This window comes from Streptomyces sp. NPDC002911 (assembly GCF_053591835.1).
The window spans coordinates 60,565-80,943 of record NZ_JBSFUO010000015.1; the positions used below are offsets into that span (position 1 = coordinate 60,565).

General features: G+C 69.1%; 23 protein-coding genes and 1 pseudogene. 23 read left to right on the forward strand and 1 reads right to left on the reverse strand.

Features of this window, described 5'->3' with window-relative positions; all coding sequences use genetic code 11:
* Positions 1–144 precede the first annotated feature (144 nt).
* The 16 genes from rpsP to ACWD04_RS22725 all read left to right on the forward strand — a co-directional run bounded on the left by rpsP (position 145) and on the right by ACWD04_RS22725 (position 12,289).
* On the forward strand, positions 145–585 hold the full coding sequence (rpsP, locus tag ACWD04_RS22650) for a 30S ribosomal protein S16 (protein WP_451134609.1): 441 nt from the start codon (positions 145–147) through the stop codon (positions 583–585).
* A 2-nt stretch (positions 586–587) separates the two neighbouring features.
* A complete protein-coding gene (locus ACWD04_RS22655) occupies positions 588–827 on the forward strand; it encodes an RNA-binding protein (protein WP_451134611.1) in 240 nt (79 codons plus the stop codon).
* A gap of 106 nt (positions 828–933) precedes the next feature.
* Complete coding sequence (rimM, locus tag ACWD04_RS22660) at positions 934–1,566, forward strand: ribosome maturation factor RimM (protein ID WP_451134613.1); 633 nt, start codon at positions 934–936, stop codon at positions 1,564–1,566.
* A complete protein-coding gene (trmD, locus tag ACWD04_RS22665; RefSeq protein ID WP_451134615.1) occupies positions 1,566–2,387 on the forward strand; it encodes a tRNA (guanosine(37)-N1)-methyltransferase TrmD in 822 nt (273 codons plus the stop codon). Before rimM ends, trmD begins: the two co-directional genes overlap by 1 nt.
* A 129-nt stretch (positions 2,388–2,516) precedes the next feature.
* A complete protein-coding gene (gene rplS, locus ACWD04_RS22670; RefSeq protein ID WP_451134617.1) occupies positions 2,517–2,867 on the forward strand; it encodes a 50S ribosomal protein L19 in 351 nt (116 codons plus the stop codon).
* A gap of 45 nt (positions 2,868–2,912) precedes the next feature.
* Positions 2,913–3,698, forward strand: coding sequence for a signal peptidase I (gene lepB / locus ACWD04_RS22675; RefSeq protein WP_451134619.1), 786 nt, complete (start codon positions 2,913–2,915; stop codon positions 3,696–3,698).
* Positions 3,691–4,749, forward strand: coding sequence for a signal peptidase I (lepB, locus tag ACWD04_RS22680; RefSeq protein ID WP_451134621.1), 1,059 nt, complete (start codon positions 3,691–3,693; stop codon positions 4,747–4,749). Before lepB (ACWD04_RS22675) ends, lepB (ACWD04_RS22680) begins: the two co-directional genes overlap by 8 nt.
* Positions 4,667–5,548, forward strand: a complete 882-nt coding sequence (gene lepB, locus ACWD04_RS22685; protein ID WP_451134779.1) for a signal peptidase I — start codon at positions 4,667–4,669, stop codon at positions 5,546–5,548. The genes lepB (ACWD04_RS22680) and lepB (ACWD04_RS22685) overlap by 83 nt, the downstream gene beginning before the upstream one ends.
* A 50-nt stretch (positions 5,549–5,598) precedes the next feature.
* Complete coding sequence (lepB, locus tag ACWD04_RS22690; protein WP_451134623.1) at positions 5,599–6,372, forward strand: signal peptidase I; 774 nt, start codon at positions 5,599–5,601, stop codon at positions 6,370–6,372.
* Positions 6,362–6,850 (forward strand): NUDIX hydrolase, encoded by a 489-nt coding sequence (locus tag ACWD04_RS22695; RefSeq protein ID WP_451134625.1) that lies wholly within the window; start codon positions 6,362–6,364, stop codon positions 6,848–6,850. The genes lepB (ACWD04_RS22690) and ACWD04_RS22695 overlap by 11 nt, the downstream gene beginning before the upstream one ends.
* A gap of 63 nt (positions 6,851–6,913) precedes the next feature.
* Positions 6,914–7,222 (forward strand): DUF2469 domain-containing protein, encoded by a 309-nt coding sequence (locus ACWD04_RS22700; protein ID WP_003965949.1) that lies wholly within the window; start codon positions 6,914–6,916, stop codon positions 7,220–7,222.
* A gap of 132 nt (positions 7,223–7,354) precedes the next feature.
* Positions 7,355–7,714, forward strand: a complete 360-nt coding sequence (locus ACWD04_RS22705) for a YraN family protein (RefSeq protein WP_451134627.1) — start codon at positions 7,355–7,357, stop codon at positions 7,712–7,714.
* Positions 7,714–9,336: a YifB family Mg chelatase-like AAA ATPase gene (locus tag ACWD04_RS22710; RefSeq protein WP_451134629.1), complete on the forward strand. Its 1,623-nt coding sequence runs from the start codon at positions 7,714–7,716 to the stop codon at positions 9,334–9,336. Before ACWD04_RS22705 ends, ACWD04_RS22710 begins: the two co-directional genes overlap by 1 nt.
* A 5-nt stretch (positions 9,337–9,341) precedes the next feature.
* Complete coding sequence (gene dprA, locus ACWD04_RS22715; protein WP_451134781.1) at positions 9,342–10,541, forward strand: DNA-processing protein DprA; 1,200 nt, start codon at positions 9,342–9,344, stop codon at positions 10,539–10,541.
* 259 nt (positions 10,542–10,800) lie between these two features.
* Positions 10,801–11,637, forward strand: a complete 837-nt coding sequence (gene whiG / locus ACWD04_RS22720; RefSeq protein WP_033304072.1) for an RNA polymerase sigma factor WhiG — start codon at positions 10,801–10,803, stop codon at positions 11,635–11,637.
* Between the two features lie 97 nt (positions 11,638–11,734).
* The gene (locus ACWD04_RS22725; RefSeq protein WP_451134783.1) at positions 11,735–12,289 is read left to right on the forward strand and encodes a TetR/AcrR family transcriptional regulator; all 555 of its coding nucleotides are present in this window, start codon (positions 11,735–11,737) and stop codon (positions 12,287–12,289) included.
* A gap of 158 nt (positions 12,290–12,447) precedes the next feature.
* Here the strand turns inward: ACWD04_RS22725 and ACWD04_RS22730 are convergent.
* Positions 12,448–12,924 (reverse strand): annotated as a pseudogene (locus tag ACWD04_RS22730) (peptidoglycan DD-metalloendopeptidase family protein); the annotation flags it as partial.
* Between the two features lie 278 nt (positions 12,925–13,202).
* On the opposite strand from ACWD04_RS22730, the gene rpsB reads away from it, so the two are divergent.
* From rpsB to ACWD04_RS22765, 7 genes are all read left to right on the forward strand, one after another.
* A complete protein-coding gene (gene rpsB, locus ACWD04_RS22735) occupies positions 13,203–14,156 on the forward strand; it encodes a 30S ribosomal protein S2 (protein ID WP_451134631.1) in 954 nt (317 codons plus the stop codon).
* Between the two features lie 101 nt (positions 14,157–14,257).
* Positions 14,258–15,094 carry a translation elongation factor Ts gene (gene tsf / locus ACWD04_RS22740; RefSeq protein ID WP_451134633.1) on the forward strand — a complete coding sequence of 279 codons (837 nt, stop codon included), beginning with the start codon at positions 14,258–14,260 and terminating at the stop codon, positions 15,092–15,094.
* Between the two features lie 158 nt (positions 15,095–15,252).
* Complete coding sequence (gene pyrH, locus ACWD04_RS22745) at positions 15,253–16,032, forward strand: UMP kinase (protein WP_451134635.1); 780 nt, start codon at positions 15,253–15,255, stop codon at positions 16,030–16,032.
* Positions 16,033–16,147: 115 nt separating this feature from the next.
* Entirely contained in the window at positions 16,148–16,705 is a 558-nt protein-coding gene (frr, locus tag ACWD04_RS22750) for a ribosome recycling factor (RefSeq protein WP_451134637.1), read from the forward strand.
* Positions 16,705–17,793 (forward strand): phosphatidate cytidylyltransferase, encoded by a 1,089-nt coding sequence (locus ACWD04_RS22755; RefSeq protein WP_451134639.1) that lies wholly within the window; start codon positions 16,705–16,707, stop codon positions 17,791–17,793. Before frr ends, ACWD04_RS22755 begins: the two co-directional genes overlap by 1 nt.
* Positions 17,794–17,897: 104 nt before the next feature.
* Positions 17,898–19,004 carry a 23S rRNA (adenine(2503)-C(2))-methyltransferase RlmN gene (gene rlmN, locus ACWD04_RS22760; protein WP_451134641.1) on the forward strand — a complete coding sequence of 369 codons (1,107 nt, stop codon included), beginning with the start codon at positions 17,898–17,900 and terminating at the stop codon, positions 19,002–19,004.
* 266 nt (positions 19,005–19,270) lie between these two features.
* The gene (locus ACWD04_RS22765) at positions 19,271–20,365 is read left to right on the forward strand and encodes a thiamine ABC transporter substrate-binding protein (RefSeq protein WP_451134643.1); all 1,095 of its coding nucleotides are present in this window, start codon (positions 19,271–19,273) and stop codon (positions 20,363–20,365) included.
* Positions 20,366–20,379 lie beyond the last annotated feature (14 nt).

Consider the following 20,379-nt stretch of genomic DNA (forward strand, 5'->3'; position numbering starts at 1 on the left):
GTGGCACAATGTCTAGCTGTACTCGACAGTCGCATAGGACCCCTCTCTCCTCCGGCTGACGCGTCCATCGGGCACCCGAGTACCGCAACCCCACGTGGCATCTTTTGTGCCCAACCACGTCAGAGACCAGGAGACACCACTTCCGTGGCAGTCAAGATCAAGCTGAAGCGTCTGGGCAAGATCCGTTCGCCTCACTACCGCATCGTCGTCGCCGACTCCCGTACCCGCCGTGACGGCCGGGCCATCGAGGAGATCGGCCTGTACCACCCGGTGCAGAACCCCTCGCGCATCGAGGTCAACGCAGAGCGCGCGCAGTACTGGCTGTCCGTCGGCGCCCAGCCGACCGAGCCCGTCCTCGCGATCCTGAAGCTCACCGGTGACTGGCAGGCCCACAAGGGCCTCCCGGCCCCCGCGCCGCTGCTGCAGCCGGAGCCCAAGGCTGACAAGCGCGCCCTGTTCGAGGCCCTGACCGCGGACGGCGACGAGGCCAAGGGTGAGGCCATCACCCAGAAGGCCAAGAAGTCGGACAAGAAGGCGGACGAGGCGGCTGACACTGCCGCGTCCACCGAGTCGACCGAGGCCTGAGCATGCTCGAGGAGGCTCTTGAGCACCTCGTGAAGGGCATCGTCGACAACCCCGACGATGTGCAGGTCGCCTCGCGTGACCTGCGCCGTGGACGCGTGGTCGAGGTCCGGGTTCACCCGGACGACCTCGGTAAGGTGATCGGTCGTAACGGCCGCACCGCACGCGCCCTGCGTACCGTCGTGGGTGCCATCGGCGGCCGTGGAATCCGTGTCGACCTCGTCGATGTGGACCAGGTTCGCTGAAAGAGTTGAACACCGGCCGGGGCCGGGGAGGGCTTTCGAGCCGTCCCCGGCCTTTGTCGTCCGTACATGACCGCCTCCTCAGTAAAAGATCACCGGGAGAAGTAGCGTGCAGTTGGTAGTTGCGCGGATCGGTCGCGCCCATGGCATCAAGGGCGAGGTCACCGTCGAGGTGCGCACCGACGAGCCTGAGCTCCGGCTCGGGCCCGGGGCCGTGCTGGCCACGGAGCCCGCCCACGTGGGGCCGCTGACGATCGAGACCGGCCGGGTGCACAGCGGCAGGCTGCTGCTGCGCTTCGAGGGTGTGCGCGACCGTACGGCGGCCGAGGCGCTGCGCAACACTCTGCTGATCGCCGAGGTGGACCCGGCGGAACTGCCCGAGGATCCCGAGGAGTTCTACGACCACCAGCTGATGGACCTGGACGTCGTCCTCGCCGACGGCACGGAGGTCGGCCGGATCACCGAGATCACGCACCTGCCGTCCCAGGACCTGTTCATCGTGGAACGGCCGGACGGCAGCGAGGTGATGATCCCGTTCGTCGAGGAGATCGTCGCGGAGATCGACCTGGAGGAGCAGCGGGCCGTCATCACTCCGCCACCGGGTCTGATCGACGAGAGCGACGCGGTGATCGCCTCCACGCGGGACGAGGACGAAGCGACCGAGGGTGAAGCGGCCGAGGGTGACGCCGCGAGTGACGCCGCGAGTGACGCCGCGCGTGACGGGAAGAAGGGCGGCGCGTGATGCGGCTCGACGTCGTCACGATCTTCCCCGAGTACCTGGAGCCTCTGAACGTCTCGCTCGTCGGCAAGGCGCGCGCCCGGGGCCGTCTCGACGTACACGTCCACGACCTGCGGGACTGGACCTACGACCGGCACAACACGGTGGACGACACCCCTTACGGCGGTGGCCCCGGCATGGTCATGAAGACCGAGCCCTGGGGTGAGGCGCTGGACGACGCGCTGGCCGGCGGATACGAGGCCGGGGCGCATTCCCCGGTCCTCGTGGTGCCCACGCCCAGCGGCGGGCGCTTCACCCAGGAGCTGGCCGTCGAGCTGTCGGAGCGGCCGTGGCTGATCTTCACCCCCGCCCGCTACGAGGGCATCGACCGTCGGGTGATGGATGAGTACGCGACCCGGATGCCGGTCATCGAGGTGTCCATCGGGGACTACGTCCTGGCGGGCGGGGAAGCAGCCGTCCTGGTGATCACCGAGGCCGTCGCCCGGCTGCTGCCGGGAGTGCTCGGCAACGCCGAGTCGCACCGCGACGACTCCTTCGCGCCCGGAGCCATGGCCGATCTGCTCGAGGGACCCGTCTACACGAAGCCTCCCGAGTGGCGCGGGCGTGGTATCCCCGAGGTGCTGCTCAGTGGCCACCACGGCCGGATCGCGCGCTGGCGGCGGGACGAGGCCTTCCGTCGCACCGCTCTTCACAGGCCCGATCTCATCGAGCGTTGCGAGGCGTCCGGCTTCGACAAGAAGGACCGCGAGATGCTCTCCATCCTCGGCTGGTCCCCGGCGTCCGACGGACGATTTTGGCGCAGGCCTGAGGCCGTGGAAGAATAGGTCCGCTGTACGTCCGGTGTGCGCCCCTGCCACAGGGGGAAAGCCGCCCGCTCGATGTGATCAGCACCCGAACCTCACTCTTAACTCTCCCGTCGATGACCTGTGGCATCGGCGAAGAAAGCAGACAACATGGCTTCCCTGCTCGATGGCGTCAACGCCGCCACCCTCCGCACCGATCTCCCGGCGTTCCGCCCCGGTGACACGGTCAACGTCCACGTGCGCGTGATCGAGGGCAACCGCTCCCGTATCCAGCAGTTCAAGGGCGTCGTCATCCGTCGCCAGGGCTCGGGTGTCAGCGAGACCTTCACGGTCCGTAAGGTCTCCTTCAGTGTCGGCGTCGAGCGCACCTTCCCGGTGCACAGCCCGATCTTCGAGAAGATCGAGCTCGTCACCCGTGGTGACGTCCGTCGCGCCAAGCTGTACTTCCTCCGTGAGCTCCGCGGCAAGGCCGCGAAGATCAAGGAGAAGCGCGACCGCTGATTCACCTCCGGCGTCCACAGCGCGGCCGGATAGAATCCGGCCCCGATGGACACGGAAGCACAGCACACGGAGCGCGATCCCTCCTCCGGCCCCGCAGACGGGCCGGAGGAGGGATCGCGCTTCACGCATGTCCCGGACCCGCGGGCTACGGTTTCGGCCTCGGCCATGTCCTGGGGACGGACCGTCTTCCTGGGCATGCTCTGCACGCTCGCCCTGTTGCTGTTCAGCACCTTCGTGCTGCAGCCCTTCCTCATCCCCAGCGGTTCGATGGAGCCCACGCTGCGGGTCGGGGACCGGGTCCTCGTCAACAAGCTGGCGTACCGTTTCGCCTCGGAGCCTCGGCGCGGCGACGTGGTGGTCTTCGACGGCACCGGATCCTTCGTACAGGAGACGACGTCCGGGGAGAACCCCGTCGGCGCTCTGCTGCGCGGGGCGGCCGCGTCCCTGGGGCTCGCCGAACCCGCCGGGTCCGACTTCGTGAAGCGGACGGTGGGCGTGGGGGGCGATCGTGTGGTCTGCTGCGACAAGCGGGGGAGGCTCGAGGTGAACGGCGTCCCGGTCGACGAGGAGTACCTGTACCCGGGTGACCGCCCGTCCGAGGTCGCCTTCGACATCGTGGTGCCCGAGGGCACGCTGTGGGTGATGGGCGACCACCGCAGCAACTCGCGGGACTCTCGCGACCACCTGGGTCAGCCCGGGGGCGGCATGGTGCCCGTCGAGCGCGTGATCGGGCGGGTCGACTGGCTCGGCTGGCCGCTCGGCAGGCTCGGTTCCCTGGAGGGTACCGAGGCCTTCACCGGCATACGGCCGAAGGACGCGCACCATGGGTAACCGGGGGCGCAAGCGGGGAGAGCCGGACGCCGGCCCGCCGCTGCCCACCGGGTCGAGGCCGGCCACGGGTCGCTCGCTGCCCACACGGGCGGAGCGCCGCAAGCTGGCCCGTAAGGTGAAACGCCGACGGCGCAGGTCCGCGATCAAGGAGATACCCCTCCTCGTCCTGGTGGCGCTGGTGATCGCGCTGGTACTCAAGACCTTCCTCGTCCAAGCCTTTGTCATCCCCAGCGGGTCGATGGAACAGACCATCCGGATCGGTGACCGGGTTCTGGTGGACAAGCTGACCCCATGGTTCGGCTCCGAACCTCAGCGTGGCGACGTCGTCGTCTTCAAGGACCCGGGCGGCTGGCTGCAGCAGGAGAGCGCCGCCGCCGAGGACCCGCCCGCCGGGGTCAAACAGGTCAAGGAACTGCTGACCTTCATCGGACTGCTCCCCTCCGAGGACGAGCAGGATCTGATCAAGCGCGTGGTGGCCGTCGGGGGCGACACCGTGAAGTGCTGCGGCGCCGACGGCAGGATCACGGTCAACGGCGTGGCGCTGGACGAGCCGTATCTGAACCCCGGCGATGTGCCGTCCACTCTCCAATTCGAGGTAAAGGTTCCCGAGGGCCGCATCTTCGTCATGGGCGACCACCGGTCGAATTCCGCGGACTCGCGATTCCATCTCGACAAACCGGGGAAGGGCACGGTGTCGGAGGACGAGGTCGTGGGCCAGGCCGTGGTGATCGCCTGGCCGTTCGGGCATTGGCGCAGGCTGGAGGAGCCCGGAACGTATGCCTCCGTCCCCGACGGGAACGCCGGAGCGACGGCCGGGGGGTCCCCGTCGAATAGTGTGTCCTCCCAGGATCGCAACGGAATGGTCCTGCTCCCGACCCCTGCGGAACTCCCGCTCGTTATGGGAGTGGTGGGCCTGCGCCGATTCGGGCGCGGGCGGTGGCACGGAGTGAGGAGTGGATGTGGGGGATTTGGCGGTCGGCGCACGATCCGGACACGACGAACCCGAGGACCGGCCTTCGAGCGACGGGGTCCCGGTGGAGGCGGAGAGTGACGACGAGTCCGCGGACGGTGGCAGTACGGCGGTGAAGAAGCCGCGCTCGTTCTGGAAGGAGCTGCCGCTCCTCATCGGCATCGCACTCATTCTCGCGCTGCTGATCAAGACGTTCCTGGTACAGGCGTTCTCGATCCCCTCGGACTCCATGCAGAACACTCTGCAGCGGGGGGACCGGGTGCTGGTCGACAAGCTGACGCCGTGGTTCGGCTCGGAGCCGGAGCGCGGAGAGGTCGTGGTCTTCCACGACCCGGGCGGCTGGCTGGAGGACACCGCGACTCCCGAGCCCAACGCGGTGCAGAAGTTCCTGAGCTTCATCGGGCTGATGCCGTCCGCGGAGGAGAAGGACCTGATCAAGAGGGTCATCGCCGTAGGCGGCGACACCGTCGCGTGCAAGAAGAACGGGCCGGTGACGGTCAACGGCAAGGCGCTGGACGACAAGTCGTTCATCTTCGAGGGAAACAGTGCCTGTGACGACGAGCCGTTCGGGCCGATCCATGTGCCCGAGGGCCGTATCTGGGTGATGGGCGACCACCGGCAGAATTCGCTGGACTCCCGTTACCACCAAGAGCTGCCCGGTCAGGGCACGGTGTCGACGGACGAGGTGGTCGGGCGGGCTGTCGTCGTGGCCTGGCCCATCAACCGCTGGGCGACTCTCCCGGTGCCGAGCACGTTCGACCAGCCCGCTCTGAACGAGGCTGCCGCCGCCGCTGTGCCCGGAGCACTCGGTGTAGCCGGGGCGCTGCCTCTCGTGTTCTGGCGTCGCCGCAGGCTGACCCGCGGGCATACCGCCGGGTAGGGTGCCGACTCGGATCAGCGATTGTCGATCTCCGATGGGGGAGCGCTGGGATGAGTGGATCAGGACGTACGGACGGCCACGGCCGGCTCGGCAACGCGTTGTCGAACCTGGCCGTGGCCGTCGGCTGTGTGCTCTTCCTCGGCGGGTTCGCCTGGGGAGCGGTGGTGTACAAGCCGTATACCGTGCCGACCGACTCGATGACACCGACGGTGAACGCCGGCGACCGGGTCCTCGCGGAGCGGCTGGACGGCGATGACGTGCGGCGCGGCGACGTGGTCGTCTTCGCCGACTCGACGTGGGGCGATGTGCCCATGGTGAAGCGGGTCATCGGTGTGGGCGGTGACAAGGTCGCCTGCTGCGACAAGGACGGCCGGCTCACCGTCAACGGCAAGCCCGTCGAGGAACCGTATCTTCGGGCGAAGGGCGCCTTGTCGGGCACGTCGGCGGACGGGGAGGCTCCGGCCTCTCTGCGAAACTTCACGGCCGATGTGCCCAAGGACCGGCTCTTCCTCCTCGGTGACGAGCGCAGCACCTCCGTGGACTCCCGCGTCCATCTGGAGGACCCGGGGCAGGGTTCGGTGCCCCGGAGCGCGGTCCAGGCACGGGTGGACGCCGTGGCCTGGCCCATGAACGGGATGATCGGCAGGCCCGAGGCCTTCGCGGCCCTGCCCGGCGGGGTGTCGTCCGACGGGCCGCTGCCGCTGCAGGTCGGAGCCTCCGTGGTGGGGGTGGTGCTCATCCTGGGCGGAGCGGCCTACGGCCCGCTCGCGGCGCGCTCCGCACGGGGGCCCAAGCGGCCGAAGGTGTCCGCCGGTGCGCACTGAGATACGCGAGGTCGCTCGCGTGGTGCTCCTGGACCCGGACGACCGGATCCTGCTGCTGCACGGCTTCGAGCCCGAGGATCGGGACAAGAGCTGGTGGTTCACCCCGGGCGGAGGCCTGGAGGGCGAGGAGACCAGGGAGGAGGCAGCCCTGCGTGAGCTCGCCGAGGAAACCGGGATCACGGACGTCTCCCTCGGTCCGCTGCTGTGGACGAGAATCTGCTCCTTCCCGTTCGACGGGCGGCGCTGGGACCAGGACGAGTGGTACTTCCTGGCCCGTACGTCGCAGACGGCCACCGATCAGAAGGGCCTCACCGAGCTGGAGCTGCGCAGTGTCGCCGGTCTGAGGTGGTGGACCTCCGCCGAACTTCTCGCCACGCGTGAGACGGTGTATCCGACCAAGCTCGCCGGGCTGCTGCGCACGCTGCTCGACGAGGGTCCCCCGAGTGTTCCGCTGGTTCTCGCCCCCGAAATCGTCTAATCGGTCAGGGGCGCGTGGGGCTGGCGCACAATGGGGGGACGCACGGCTGAAGGGGAACATGCCATGAGTGCCGAGGACCTCGAGAAGTACGAGACCGAGATGGAGCTGAAGCTCTACCGGGAGTACCGCGATGTCGTCGGTCTGTTCAAATATGTGATCGAGACCGAACGGCGTTTCTACCTCACCAATGACTACGAGATGCAGGTGCACTCGGTCCAGGGCGAGGTCTTTTTCGAGGTTTCCATGGCGGATGCGTGGGTCTGGGACATGTACAGGCCCGCCCGATTCGTCAAGCAGGTTCGGGTATTGACGTTCAAGGACGTGAACATCGAGGAGCTCAACAAGAGCGATCTCGAACTCCCGGGCGGCTGATTCAGGACGTGCTCTCCGATGTCTCGGTTCACTCGTCGGAGTGACCGGGATATCCACAACGACCTGGTTGTCCACCAAGATCCAATAGGTCGGGCGGGACGCGTCACAGTCGGTGCCGGAGGTGGTGCCGATATGAACGCACGGGGGGCACTCGGGCGGTACGGCGAGGATCTGGCGGCACGGCTGCTGGCCGACGCCGGTATGACCGTGCTGGAGCGCAACTGGCGGTGTCGCGCAGGAGAAATCGACATCGTGGCCAGGGACGGCGACGCGCTGGTCGTGTGCGAGGTGAAGGCCCGGAGGGCCGGCTCCTTCGAGCATCCGATGCAGGCCGTCACGCAGGCCAAGGCCGACCGGCTGCGCCGACTGGCCGAGATCTGGCTCGACCGGCACGGTGGCCCGCCGTCGGGCGGGGTCCGGATCGACCTGATCGGCGTCATCCTGCCCAGGCGCGGCGCCCCGGTGACCGAACATGTGCGGGGCGTGGCCTGATGGGGTTCGCGCGGGCGTGCTCGGTGGCCCTGGTCGGCGTCGAGGGCGTAGTGGTGGAGGTCCAGGCCGATCTGGAACCAGGCGTGGCGGCGTTCACGCTCGTCGGGCTGCCGGACAAGAGCCTGGTGGAGAGCCGGGACCGGGTCAGGGCCGCGGTCGTCAATTCCGGGGCCGAGTGGCCGCAGAAGAAGCTCACGGTGGGTCTGTCCCCTGCCTCCGTACCCAAGAGTGGTTCGGGTTTCGATCTCGCCGTCGCGTGCGCGGTGCTCGGCGCGGCCGAGCGGATCGACCCTGCCGCCATCGCCGATGTGGTGATGATCGGGGAGCTCGGCCTCGACGGCAGGGTGCGCCCGGTGCGCGGGGTGCTGCCCGCGGTGCTCGCGGCGGCGGAGGCGGGGTACCGGCACGTCGTCGTACCGGAACAGACCGCGGGGGAGGCCGCCCTCGTACCGGGCGTCTCCGTCCTCGGCGTACGGAGCCTGCGTCAGCTGATCGCCGTCCTCGGTGACGAACCCGTGCCGGAGGAGCCGTCCGCCGACCGGGGCCGTCCGGACGCGATGCTTGCCGGGCTGATGGTGCCCGGAGCGGGGCTCGGCACGGGGCTGGCCCCGCTGTCGGCCGACGGTACGGCGCACCGGCCCGATCTGTCCGATGTCGCGGGCCAGGGCCGGGCGCGCAAGGCCCTGGAGGTGGCGGCGGCGGGCGGACACCACCTGCTGCTCTCCGGGCCGCCGGGCGCGGGGAAGACCATGCTGGCCGAGCGGCTCACCGCGATCCTGCCGCCGCTCTCCCGGCGGGAATCCCTCGAAGTGACGGCGGTCCACTCCGTCGCGGGCATCCTTCCGCCGGGCGAACCCCTGATCAGTCGAGCGCCGTACTGCGCGCCGCACCACTCGGCGACGATGCAGTCACTCGTGGGCGGGGGGAACGGCATGCCGAGGCCGGGGGCAGTGTCCCTGGCGCATCGAGGCGTTCTTTTCCTGGACGAGGCCCCGGAGTTCTCGGGGAGGGCACTGGACGCGCTGCGGCAGCCCCTGGAGTCCGGACATGTGGTGGTCGCGCGTGCGGCCGGGGTCGTCCGGCTGCCCGCACGCTTCTTGATGATCCTGGCCGCGAACCCCTGTCCGTGCGGCAGGCACACCCTGACCGGTGCTGGCTGCGAATGCCCGCCCTCCGCGGTCCGCCGCTATCAGGGGCGGCTGTCCGGCCCGTTGCTCGACCGCGTGGACCTGCGCGTCGAGGTCGAACCGGTGGGCAGGGCGGACCTGATGGGGAGCAGTAGCCGCGGGGAGTCCTCGGCCGAGGTGGCCGCCCGGGTGGGGCAGGCCAGGGAGCGCGCCGCGGAGCGGCTCGCCGGTACCCCCTGGACCACCAACAGCGAGGTGCCCGGGCACGAGTTGCGGACCAGGCTGGTCACGGCGCCCGGCGCGCTGATGGCGGCAGAGCGTGACATGGAGCGGGGCGCCCTCACGGCCCGTGGCCTCGACCGGGTCCTGCGCGTGGCCTGGACCGTGGCGGACCTGAGGGCCGCCGACCGTCCGGACGCCTCGGACGTCGCGGTGGCGCTGGAGCTGCGGACGGGTATTCAGCGGGGTGCTCCGATGCAGGCGGGTGCCCTGTGAACGCCCTGCCGGGCCACGACGAGCGGGAACGGCCGACGTCGGCCGCCGGCTCGAACACGCGGGAGCGGCTGGCGAGGGCTGCCCTCACCCGCGTGTTCGAGCCGGGGGACGAGCGCGGTGGCCGCTGGATCCGTGAGATCGGGCCCGTCGAGCTGATACGGCGTCTTGCCGGTACGGAAGGGTCGGCGCAGACGCTCAAGGGCATGACGGAGACCCGGCTCGCCGGCTACCGCCTGCGGGCGTCGAGCGCCGACCCTGGACGAGACCTGGCGGACGTGGCCGCGATCGGCGGGCGGTTCGTCTGCCCGGGTGACCGGGAGTGGCCGAGCCAGCTCGACGACCTGGGTGACGCGCGGCCCATCGGGCTCTGGGTGCGCGGCCGGTCCGACCTGCGCCTCTGGGCGCTGCGCTCGGTTGCCCTGGTCGGAGCCCGGGCCTGCACGCCCTACGGGGCGCACATGGCGGCAACGCTCGCCGCGGGGCTGGCTGAGCGGGGCTGGGTCGTGGTCTCCGGTGCGGCGTTCGGGGTGGACGGCGCCGCCCACCGCGGAGCGCTGGCCGCGGGCGGGGCGACCATGGCGGTACTGGCCTGCGGCGTGGACGTGGCCTACCCCCGGGGACACGCCGAGCTGATCGGGCGCATCGTGGAACAGGGCATGGTCATGGGCGAGCTGCCGCCCTCGGACCATCCGACGCGCAGCAGATTCATCCTGCGGAACAGGGTGATCGCGGCACTTACGAGAGGCACTGTGGTGGTGGAGGCCGAATACCGCAGTGGCTCGCTGGTCACCGCGAGGAACGCGCTACGGCTGGGACGCTTCACGATGGGGGTGCCGGGGCCCGCCACCAGCGGTCTCTCGGCCGGGGTCCACGAGCTCCTGCGCGGCGAGGGCGTCCTGGTCACCGATGCCGCCGAGATCGCCGAACTCGTAGGGGAGATCGGTGAACTGGCTCCGGCCAGAAGCGGCCCGGTCCTGCCCCGGGACCACCTCGACGCCGCGTCCGCAAGGGTGCTGGACGCACTGCCGTGGGCGGGCGCCGTGGACGGGCGCGACGTGGCTCGGAGCGCCGGGACGTCAACAGATGAAGCCCTCGCTCGCCTGTACGAACTGCACTCACTGGGGTTCGTCGAACGCGAGGGCGACGGGTGGCGGTTGACGCGGGGACGGACACGCAATGAGGACGCGCGGCGAGGCGGTACTTGACCCGGAGCATTCGGGTGAAAAGGTGATGCCGGTGACCTCGGCAGCACCCGGTCAGGCCTCCGGGGACGGTGCGAGCGGTGACGGCCCTCGCCGTCGGCCCTGTCGGCAACAAGGGAACGGCGAGGGATTCGGGTGCAATCGCACCGCGCGGTTCCCTTGTCCTGAGCGCACCGCGACACCTCAGTCACGCTACGCTCACAAGGAATCCACCCCATGGACACGTCCCAGCACTTCACAGCAGAACGGCTCAAGGCACCACATGCCCCAGCACACCTCCGGGTCTGACCGCGCGGCAGTACCACCGGCTGCGCGTGGCACTGTGCGCCCTCCCGCCCCCTCCTCGCTCGACGAGTTGTGGCGCTCGTACAAGACCACTGGTGACGAAAGGCTGCGGGAGCAGCTGATCCTGCACTACTCCCCCCTGGTGAAGTACGTCGCCGGCCGGGTCAGCGTGGGGCTGCCGTCCAATGTGGAGCAGGCGGACTTCGTCTCGTCCGGCGTCTTCGGGCTGATCGACGCCATCGAGAAGTTCGACATCGAGCGGGCCATCAAGTTCGAGACCTACGCGATCACCAGGATCCGCGGCGCGATGATCGACGAACTCCGTGCGCTGGACTGGATTCCCCGGTCGGTGCGGCAGAAGGCACGCAACGTGGAGCGCGCATACGCCACGCTGGAGGCGCAACTGCGGCGTACGCCCTCGGAGGCCGAGGTCGCTGCGGAGATGGGCGTCGCCCTCGAGGAACTACACGCCGTTTTCAGCCAGTTGTCGCTCGCCAATGTGGTGGCCTTGGAGGAGCTGCTGCATGTCGGTGGTGAGGGCGGCGACCGGCTGAGCCTGATGGACACCCTCGAGGACACCGCGGCCGACAACCCGGTCGAGGTCGCCGAGGACCGGGAGCTCAGGCGATTGCTCGCCCGCGCCATCAATACGCTCCCGGAGCGGGAGAAGACCGTGGTCACGCTCTACTACTACGAAGGGCTGACCCTCGCCGAGATCGGCAATGTCCTCGGGGTCACCGAGAGCAGGGTCAGTCAGATCCACACCAAGTCGGTGCTGCAGCTCCGGGCGAAGCTGGCCGACGCCGGACGCTGAACCGGAGCGGCTTCGGCCATCCGGACGCGAACACGGACCCCACTCCGATCCGATGCCGCCGTAGAGTGGAGGGGTGCCCAGGATTCGAGCGGCCTCCGTGGCCGAGCACCGGACCATGCAGCGCGGCGCCCTCCTGGACGCCGCGCGCTCCTTGCTGTCCGAGGGTGGTACGGAGGCGCTGACCTTCCCCGCCCTCGCCGAGCGCACCGGCCTCGCCAGGTCCTCCGTCTACGAGTACTTCCGCTCCCGAGCCGCTGTGGTCGAGGAGCTCTGCGCCGTCGACTTCCCCGTCTGGGCCGCCGAGGTCGAGAACGCGATGGAGCGGGCCGAGGCGCCCGAGGCGAAGATCGAGGCGTACGTGCGCCGGCAGCTCGACCTGGTCGGGGACCGGCGGCACCGCGCGGTCGTGGCCATCTCCGCGAGCGAGCTGGACGCGGGCGCACGCGAGAAGATCCGGGCCGCGCACGGAGGGCTGATCGTCATGATCGTCGAGGCGCTCGCCGACCTGGGCCACACCGAGCCGAGGCTCGCGGCGATGCTGCTGCAGGGCTCCGTGGATGCCGCGGTGCGCAGGATCGAGCTGGGCGCGGAGGCGCCGAGCATCGTGGCGGACACGGCCGTGGCCATGGTCCTGCGCGGCGTGCGAGGCTGAGCAGCGGGCCTCCGGTCCGTCTCGGGGCGCGGCACACCGAACACCGGCAGCAGTCGGGAAGGCCCCCGTCGCAGCAGTGACGGAGGGAGCATCGACAGCGGATCCAGATAGACGTCCCCGCGCCGCAGGCCCCAGTGCAGGCAGCCTGAGGCGCAGTGGGACGCCTCCGTCCCGACCGCCCCCACCACCTGTCCCGCGACCACCTCGTCGCCTGCGGCGACCCGCGCCCGCACGGGCTCGTACGTGAAGCGAAGCGGTGGCGCCCCGCTCCCGGACACGTCGACGGAGACCACCCCGCGCCCCGCCACCGGCCCGGCGAAGGCGACCCGGCCGGGGGCTGCCGCCCGCACCGGGGTGCCCGGCGGAGCCGCGAGGTCGACCCCACGATGGCCCGGCCCGTACGGGCCGACGGGCGGCTCCCAGCCCCGTACGACCAGTGGCCGGCCCGCGAGCGGCCAGACGCGGTCGCCGCCGGGCGGCACTCCCGCTGCCGCGCGGGCGGTGGCCGGTCCCAGCAGGACCACGAGCAGCGCGGCCAGCAGCGTGGCCAGCAGGAACACGTGCGGCCCGGCCGGCATCGCGGCCGGCGGGGCGCCACGGGGTCGGTCGGCGGTTTTGACAGGTGAGCGGCACATGACGGAAACGATCTACCGAAGGCTCGTTCCGCGGGGATCATGGTCCGGATCTGTGGACGGCCGGGGGGTTGTGGACATCGCCGTCACCCGGCACCCGGCGGGTCCCGTACACTTCTTCTGGCGATCCGGGTCACCGGGTCGACTTCGCACGCCCCGCCACCTCCCACTCTGCGGACGGTGGCCGCGCTCCTCGGTCCCTCGTGGCACGGCGCGTCGGGGCGTCAGGCGCGACAGCAATCCTGCGGTCGCGACAACCGAGTACCTCAAGGAGTACGGCCATGGCCGTCGTCACAATGCGGGAGCTGCTGGAAAGCGGCGTCCACTTCGGTCACCAGACCCGTCGCTGGAACCCGAAGATGAAGCGCTTCATCTTCACCGAGCGCAACGGCATCTACATCATCGACCTGCTCCAGTCGCTGTCGTACATCGACCGCGCCTACGAGTTCGTCAAGGAGACCGTCGCCCACGGCGGCTCCATCATGTTCGTGGGTACGAAGAAGCAGGCCCAGGAGGCCATCGCCGAGCAGGCGACGCGCGTCGGCATGCCGTACGTCAACCAGCGTTGGCTCGGTGGCATGCTCACCAACTTCTCCACCGTCTACAAGCGCCTTCAGCGTCTGAAGGAGCTCGAGCTCATCGACTTCGAGGACGTGGCCGCCTCCGGCCTCACCAAGAAGGAGCTCCTGGTTCTCTCCCGCGAGAAGGCCAAGCTGGAGAAGACCCTCGGTGGTATCCGCGAGATGCAGAAGGTGCCGAGCGCCGTCTGGATCGTCGACACCAAGAAGGAGCACATCGCCGTCGGTGAGGCGCGCAAGCTCCACATCCCGGTCGTCGCGATCCTCGACACCAACTGCGACCCCGACGAGGTCGACTACAAGATTCCGGGCAACGACGACGCGATCCGCTCCGTCACCCTGCTCACCCGCGTGATCGCCGACGCCGTCGCCGAGGGCCTCATCGCCCGTTCCGGTGCTGCCACCGGTGACTCGAAGCCGGGCGAGAAGGCCGCCGGCGAGCCCCTCGCCGAGTGGGAGCGAGACCTGCTCACGGGCGAGAAGAAGGACGACGCCGACGTCCAGTCCTCCGCCGAGACGGAGAAGGCCGCTGACGCCGAGCCGGTCGCCGCCGCCGACGAGCAGGCTGCCGAGCAGGCCGAGGCACCCGCCGCCGAGGCTCCTGCCGCCGAGGCTCCCGCTGCCGAGGCTCCGGCCGCAGACGCCGAGCAGGCCTGACACCCGTCAGTCACGGCTGAATGACGGCGGGGGCCGGTGCACTGGCACCGCCCCCGCCGTTCACCCGTAGATCTTTCAGACTTCGAGAGAGAAACAGACTCATGGCGAACTACACCGCCGCTGACGTCAAGAAGCTCCGCGAGCTCACCGGCGCCGGCATGATGGACTGCAAGAAGGCCCTCGACGAGGCCGACGGCAACGTCGACGGCGCGGTCGAGGCGCTCCGTATCAAGGGTCAGAAGGGCGTCGCCAAGCGCGAAGGCCGTTCTGCCGAGAACGGTGCCGTCGTCTCCCTCATCTCCGAGGACAAGACGTCCGGCGTCCTGCTCGAGCTGAAGTGCGAGACGGACTTCGTCGCCAAGGGCGAGAAGTTCCAGAGCGTCGCCAACACGCTCGCCGCGCACGTCGCCGCGACCTCCCCGGCCGACATCGAGGCACTTCTCGCCTCGGAGATCGAGCCCGGCAAGACCGTCCAGGCATACGTGGACGAGGCCAACGCCAACCTCGGCGAGAAGATCGTCCTGGACCGCTTCGCGCAGTTCACCGGCGGTTATGTGGCTGCGTACATGCACCGCACCATGCCCGACCTCCCGCCGCAGGTCGGCGTCCTCGTCCAGCTGGACAAGGAGAGCGCAGAGGTCGCCAAGGACGTCGCGCAGCACATCACCGCCTTCGCGCCGAAGTACCTCAACCGCGACGAGGTCCCGGCCGAGACGGTCGAGAACGAGCGCCGCGTCGCCGAGGCCACCTCGCGTGAGGAGGGCAAGCCCGAGGCCGCCCTCCCGAAGATCGTCGAGGGTCGCGTCAACGGCTTCTTCAAGGACGTCGTCGTCCTCGAGCAGGCCTTCGCGAAGGACAACAAGAAGTCGGTCCAGAAGGTCCTGGACGAGGCCGGTGTCAGCCTGACGCGCTTCGCGCGCATCAAGGTCGGCATCTGAGTCCGTCCGCGAACAACGGTGGACCCCGATAGGGTCTGGTGCAGTCGTCGGCCGCACCCAGCCGGACGACCGCAGATCCGACGAGGAGGCCATTGCCGCTGAGGGACACCAGACCCACCGGCAATGGCCTTCTTCGTATGTGCACGAGGAGAATTCCCATGAACAAGGGCGCGGACGCCACCACCCAGGGCGACCACAAACGTGACGACGCCGAGATTTCCGGCCGCTTCATGCTGAAGCTGTCCGGTGAGGCGTTCGCCGGCGGCGGCGGACTGGGCGTCGACCCGGATGTCGTGCACGCCATCGCGCGTGAGATCGCCGCTGTCGTGCGCGACGGCGCGGAGATCGCGGTCGTCATCGGCGGCGGCAACTTCTTCCGCGGCGCCGAGCTCCAGCAGCGCGGTATGGACCGGGCGCGGTCCGACTACATGGGCATGCTCGGCACGGTCATGAACTGCCTGGCATTGCAGGACTTCCTGGAGAAGGAAGGCATCGACTCACGCGTCCAGACCGCCATCACCATGGGCCAGGTCGCAGAGCCGTACATCCCGCTCCGTGCCGTACGGCACCTGGAGAAGGGGCGCGTCGTGATCTTCGGGGCCGGTATGGGAATGCCGTACTTCTCCACCGACACGACCGCCGCCCAGCGCGCTCTCGAGATCGACGCCGAGGCGCTGCTGATGGGGAAGAACGGCGTGGACGGGGTCTACGACTCCGACCCGAAGGTCAACCCCGACGCGGTGAAGTTCGACGCCCTGGAGTACGGCGAGGTGATCGCCCGCGACCTCAGGGTCGCCGACGCCACCGCTATCACGCTCTGCCGTGACAACCAGCTCCCGATTCTGGTCTTCGAGCTGACCACGGAGGGCAATATCGCCCGTGCGGTCAAGGGTGAGAAGATCGGCACGCTGGTGAGCGACGAGAGCACCCGGGCCTGACAGCCCCAAAGATGGACAACGGCCTGCCGGTCGGACACCGTGCAGGTGAGGACGCGACGCAGGATCCGCAGGGCCCGACGATGCCGGGTCCGCTCAAGACACGCAGGAGCACGTGGTGATCGAAGAAATCCTCCTCGAGGCCGAGGAGAAGATGGAGAAGGCCGTCGTGGTCGCGAAAGAGGACTTCGCCGCGATCCGTACCGGCCGTGCCCACCCGGCGATGTTCAACAAGATCGTCGCGGACTACTACGGCGCGCTGACCCCGATCAACCAGCTCGCCTCGTTCTCGGTCCCCGAGCCGCGGATGGCGGTGGTGACCCCGTTCGACAAGACCGCGCTGCGCAACATCGAGCAGGCGATCCGTGACTCCGACCTCGGCGTCAACCCGAGCAACGACGGCAACATCATCCGTGTGACGTTCCCCGAGCTCACGCAGGACCGTCGCAAGGAGTTCATCAAGGTCGCCAAGACCAAGGCCGAGGACTCGAAGATCTCGATCCGCTCCGTCCGCCGCAAGGCCAAGGAGACGCTCGACAAGCTCGTCAAGGACAAGGAGTCCGGCGAGGACGAGGTCCGTCGCGCGGAGAAGGAGCTCGACGACACCACCGCGAAGTACGTCGCGCAGGTGGACGAGCTGCTCAAGCACAAGGAAGCCGAGCTGCTCGAAGTCTGATGAACGACTCTTCCCGGGGCGCCCCGCAGGGAGCCGGCTACTGGGGCGCGCCCGAGATGGGGGCCGCTCCGGCGGGTCCTGCATACGATGTGCACGGCGCCCAGCAGACTCGGCCCATGCCCATCGTGCCGGACGTTCCCGACGCAGGTAGAGACGCTGACGACCGCGACGGCCGGAACAGGGACGCCGCGCGCGTCAGCGGCCCCCTGTTCCGTGACGAGAAGCCGCAGGAGCCCATGTCCACCCCGTTGCCGTCGCCCCCGCCGCAGAAGAAGCGGGCGGGCCGTGATCTGCGTGCCGCCATAGGGGTCGGCCTCGGGCTCGGTGCGGTCGTCGCCGGGTCGCTCTTCATCGTGAAGGCCGTTTTCGTCGGTGTCGTCGTGATGGCGGTGGTGGTGGGGCTCTGGGAGCTCACTTCACGCCTCAAGGAGCGCAAGGGCATCAACGCTCCTCTCGTGCCGCTCGCCGTCGGCGGCGCCGCGATGGTGGTCGCCGGCTATGTGCGGGAGGCGGAGGGTGCCTGGGTCGCCATGGTGCTCACGACCCTCGCGGTGCTCGTGTGGCGGATGACGGAGCCGCCCGAGGGTTACCTCAAGGACGTCACGGCGGGTGTCTTCGCCGTGTTCTACGTGCCGTTCCTGGCGACGTTCGTCGCCATGATGCTCACCGCGGACGACGGTGCGTGGCGTGTGCTGACCTTCCTCCTGCTGACCGTGGTGAGCGACACCGGCGCTTACGCCGTCGGCTGGCGCTACGGCACGCACAAACTGGCACCGCGCATCAGCCCCGGGAAGACCCGCGAGGGCCTGCTCGGGGCGGTCGGTTTCGCGATGGTGGTTGGCGCCCTGTGCATGGAGTTCCTTATCGACGGCGGAAGCTGGTGGCAGGGCCTGCTGATGGGCCTCGCCGTCGCCGGCAGCGCCACGCTGGGGGATCTGGGAGAGTCCATGATCAAGCGGGACCTCGGCATCAAGGACATGGGCACCCTGCTGCCCGGCCACGGCGGCATCATGGACCGTCTCGACTCGCTCCTGCCGAGCGCCCCGGTCGTGTGGCTGCTGCTGGTGCTGTTCGTCGGATCCGGCTGATCGGCCTCGCACGCATACTGCTTGACCTGCGATATTTCGAATGAGGGTCCGTTGTCCACAGGGCGGCGGGCCCTCACTCGTATGTCTGCGACACTGGATGAACCATGCCTAAGCCCGGAGAACTCACTTTTGTCGCGCCCCGTGGAGCCAAGCGGCCGCCGCGGCACCTCGCCGACCTCACCCCCGACGAGCGTAAGGAAGCAGTCGCCGCGACCGGCGAGAAGCCCTTCCGTGCCAAGCAGCTGTCGCAGCACTACTTCACGCGGTACGCGCACGACCCGGCGGAGTGGACCAACATCCCGGCCGCGTCGCGGGACAAGCTCGCCGAGGCGATGTTCCCCGACCTCATGTCGGTGCTGCGCCACATCAGCTGTGACGACGACACCACCCGTAAGACCCTCTGGAAGCTGCACGACGGCACCCTCGTGGAGTCCGTCCTCATGCGCTATCCGGACCGGGTGACCATGTGCATCTCGTCCCAGGCCGGCTGCGGGATGAACTGCCCGTTCTGTGCCACCGGACAGGCGGGACTGGACCGCAACCTGTCGACCGCCGAGATCGTGCACCAGATCGTGGACGGCATGCGGGCGCTTCGCGACGGCGAGGTCCCGGGCGGGCCGGCGCGGCTGTCCAACATCGTCTTCATGGGTATGGGCGAGCCGTTGGCCAACTACAAGCGCGTGGTCGGGGCGATCCGGCGGCTGACGGACCCGGAGCCGGATGGCCTCGGGCTGTCGCAGCGCGGCATCACCGTGTCCACGGTGGGCCTGGTGCCGGCGATGCTTCGCTTCGCCGACGAGGGCTTCAAGTGCCGCCTCGCGGTCTCGCTGCACGCCCCCGACGACGAGCTGCGCGACACCCTCGTGCCCGTGAACACCCGCTGGAAGGTCCGTGAGGTACTGGACGCCGCGTGGGAGTACGCGGAGAAGTCGGGCCGCCGCATCTCCATCGAGTACGCGCTGATCCGCGACATCAACGACCAGGCCTGGCGGGGCGACCTCTTGGGCCGGCTACTCAAGGGCAAGCGGGTACACGTCAATCTCATCCCGCTGAACCCGACCCCGGGCTCGAAGTGGACCGCCTCGCGGCCCGAGGACGAGAAGGCGTTCGTCGAGGCGATCGCCGCCCATGGCGTGCCGGTCACCGTCCGGGACACCCGCGGCCAGGAGATCGACGGGGCCTGCGGGCAGCTGGCGGCCTCCGAGCGCTGAGGCGGTTCAGGCGGACGGGCGCTATCCGGCCGGTACGGCGTGATCCGGCCGGTGTAGCCTGGCCCGGAAATCAACTTCATATTCCGACAGGGGAGCGCCACAGCGCTGAGAGTGCGGCACCGAGGACAGGTCGGCCGCAGACCCTCTGAACCTCGCCCGGGTCATTCCGGGTAGGAAGTTCGGACTTTACTCAAGCTGTTGCGCCCTGCCCGCTTGCCGAGCGGGCGGGGCCGCGTCTCTTCCTGGTCACCTCCAGGAGGAATCACATGAACACCACCACGAAGTACGCGGCGACGGCGCTCGCCGCCGTACTCGGCGCCACCGTGCTCGCGGGATGCGGCGGCTCCGACGACAAGGTTTCCGGTGGCACGGGGGCCGGTTCCAAGACAGTCACCCTGGTCAGCCACGACTCGTTCAACGCCTCGGACGCCGTCCTGAAGGCGTTCACGAAGGAGACCGGATACACGGTCAAGGTGCTCAAGAGCGGTGACGCCGGAGCCGCCCTCAACCAGGAGATCCTGACCAAGGGCTCCCCGCGCGGCGACGTGTTCTTCGGCGCCGACAACACGCTGCTCTCGCGTGCCCTGGACAACGGCCTGTTCACGCCGTACGAGGCGAAGGGCCTGGACCGTGTCGCGGCAGACACGCAACTGGACAAGGACAAGCACCGGGTCACGCCCATCGACACCGGCGACATCTGCGTCAACTACGACAAGAAGTACTTCGCCGACAAGAAGCTCGACCCGCCGAAGTCCTTCGACGACCTGCTGAAGCCCGCGTACAAGAACCTCCTCGTCACCGAGAACGCCGCGACCTCCTCGCCCGGCCTCGGCTTCCTCCTCGGTACGGTCGCCACCCATGGTGAGACCGGCTACCAGGACTACTGGAAGAAGCTGAAGAGCAACGGAGTCAAGGTCGTCGACGGCTGGGAGCAGGCGTACAACGAGGAGTTCTCCGGATCCGCGGGCGGCAAGAAGGCCGAGGCCGACCGTCCGCTCGTCGTCTCGTACGCCTCCAGCCCGCCCGTCGAGGTGCTGTACGCCGATCCGCAGCCTGCCGAGGCCCCCACCGGTGTCGCCACCGGCACCTGCTTCCGTCAGATCGAGTTCGCCGGCCTGCTGGACGGCGCGAAGAACGAGGCGGGCGGCAAGGCACTGCTGGACTTCCTGATCAGCAAGCAGTTCCAGGAGGACATGCCGCTGAACATGTTCGTGAACCCGGTGGTGAAGGACGCGAAGCTTCCGGAGCTCTTCACGAAGTTCGGTGCGGCCGTAGCCACGCCGGCGACCGTGGCCCCGGAAAAGATCGCCGAGAACCGTGAGCAGTGGGTCCAGGCATGGTCCTCGCTCGTCGTGAAGTAGTCGCGCGGCCCCCG

Excerpts from the sequence above, each read along its gene's own strand:
- ACWD04_RS22655 (WP_451134611.1), top strand. The coding sequence starts at position 588 with ATGCTCGAGGAGGCTCTTGAGCACCTCGTGAAGGGCATCGTCGACAAC.
- trmD (WP_451134615.1), top strand. The coding sequence starts at position 1,566 with ATGCGGCTCGACGTCGTCACGATCTTCCCCGAGTACCTGGAGCCTCTG.
- rplS (WP_451134617.1), top strand. The coding sequence starts at position 2,517 with ATGGCTTCCCTGCTCGATGGCGTCAACGCCGCCACCCTCCGCACCGAT.
- lepB (WP_451134619.1), top strand. The coding sequence starts at position 2,913 with ATGGACACGGAAGCACAGCACACGGAGCGCGATCCCTCCTCCGGCCCC.
- lepB (WP_451134621.1), top strand. The coding sequence starts at position 3,691 with ATGGGTAACCGGGGGCGCAAGCGGGGAGAGCCGGACGCCGGCCCGCCG.
- lepB (WP_451134623.1), top strand. The coding sequence starts at position 5,599 with ATGAGTGGATCAGGACGTACGGACGGCCACGGCCGGCTCGGCAACGCG.
- ACWD04_RS22700 (WP_003965949.1), top strand. The coding sequence starts at position 6,914 with ATGAGTGCCGAGGACCTCGAGAAGTACGAGACCGAGATGGAGCTGAAG.
- ACWD04_RS22705 (WP_451134627.1), top strand. The coding sequence starts at position 7,355 with ATGAACGCACGGGGGGCACTCGGGCGGTACGGCGAGGATCTGGCGGCA.
- ACWD04_RS22710 (WP_451134629.1), top strand. The coding sequence starts at position 7,714 with ATGGGGTTCGCGCGGGCGTGCTCGGTGGCCCTGGTCGGCGTCGAGGGC.
- whiG (WP_033304072.1), top strand. The coding sequence starts at position 10,801 with ATGCCCCAGCACACCTCCGGGTCTGACCGCGCGGCAGTACCACCGGCT.
- rpsB (WP_451134631.1), top strand. The coding sequence starts at position 13,203 with ATGGCCGTCGTCACAATGCGGGAGCTGCTGGAAAGCGGCGTCCACTTC.
- tsf (WP_451134633.1), top strand. The coding sequence starts at position 14,258 with ATGGCGAACTACACCGCCGCTGACGTCAAGAAGCTCCGCGAGCTCACC.
- pyrH (WP_451134635.1), top strand. The coding sequence starts at position 15,253 with ATGAACAAGGGCGCGGACGCCACCACCCAGGGCGACCACAAACGTGAC.
- ACWD04_RS22755 (WP_451134639.1), top strand. The coding sequence starts at position 16,705 with ATGAACGACTCTTCCCGGGGCGCCCCGCAGGGAGCCGGCTACTGGGGC.
- rlmN (WP_451134641.1), top strand. The coding sequence starts at position 17,898 with ATGCCTAAGCCCGGAGAACTCACTTTTGTCGCGCCCCGTGGAGCCAAG.
- ACWD04_RS22765 (WP_451134643.1), top strand. The coding sequence starts at position 19,271 with ATGAACACCACCACGAAGTACGCGGCGACGGCGCTCGCCGCCGTACTC.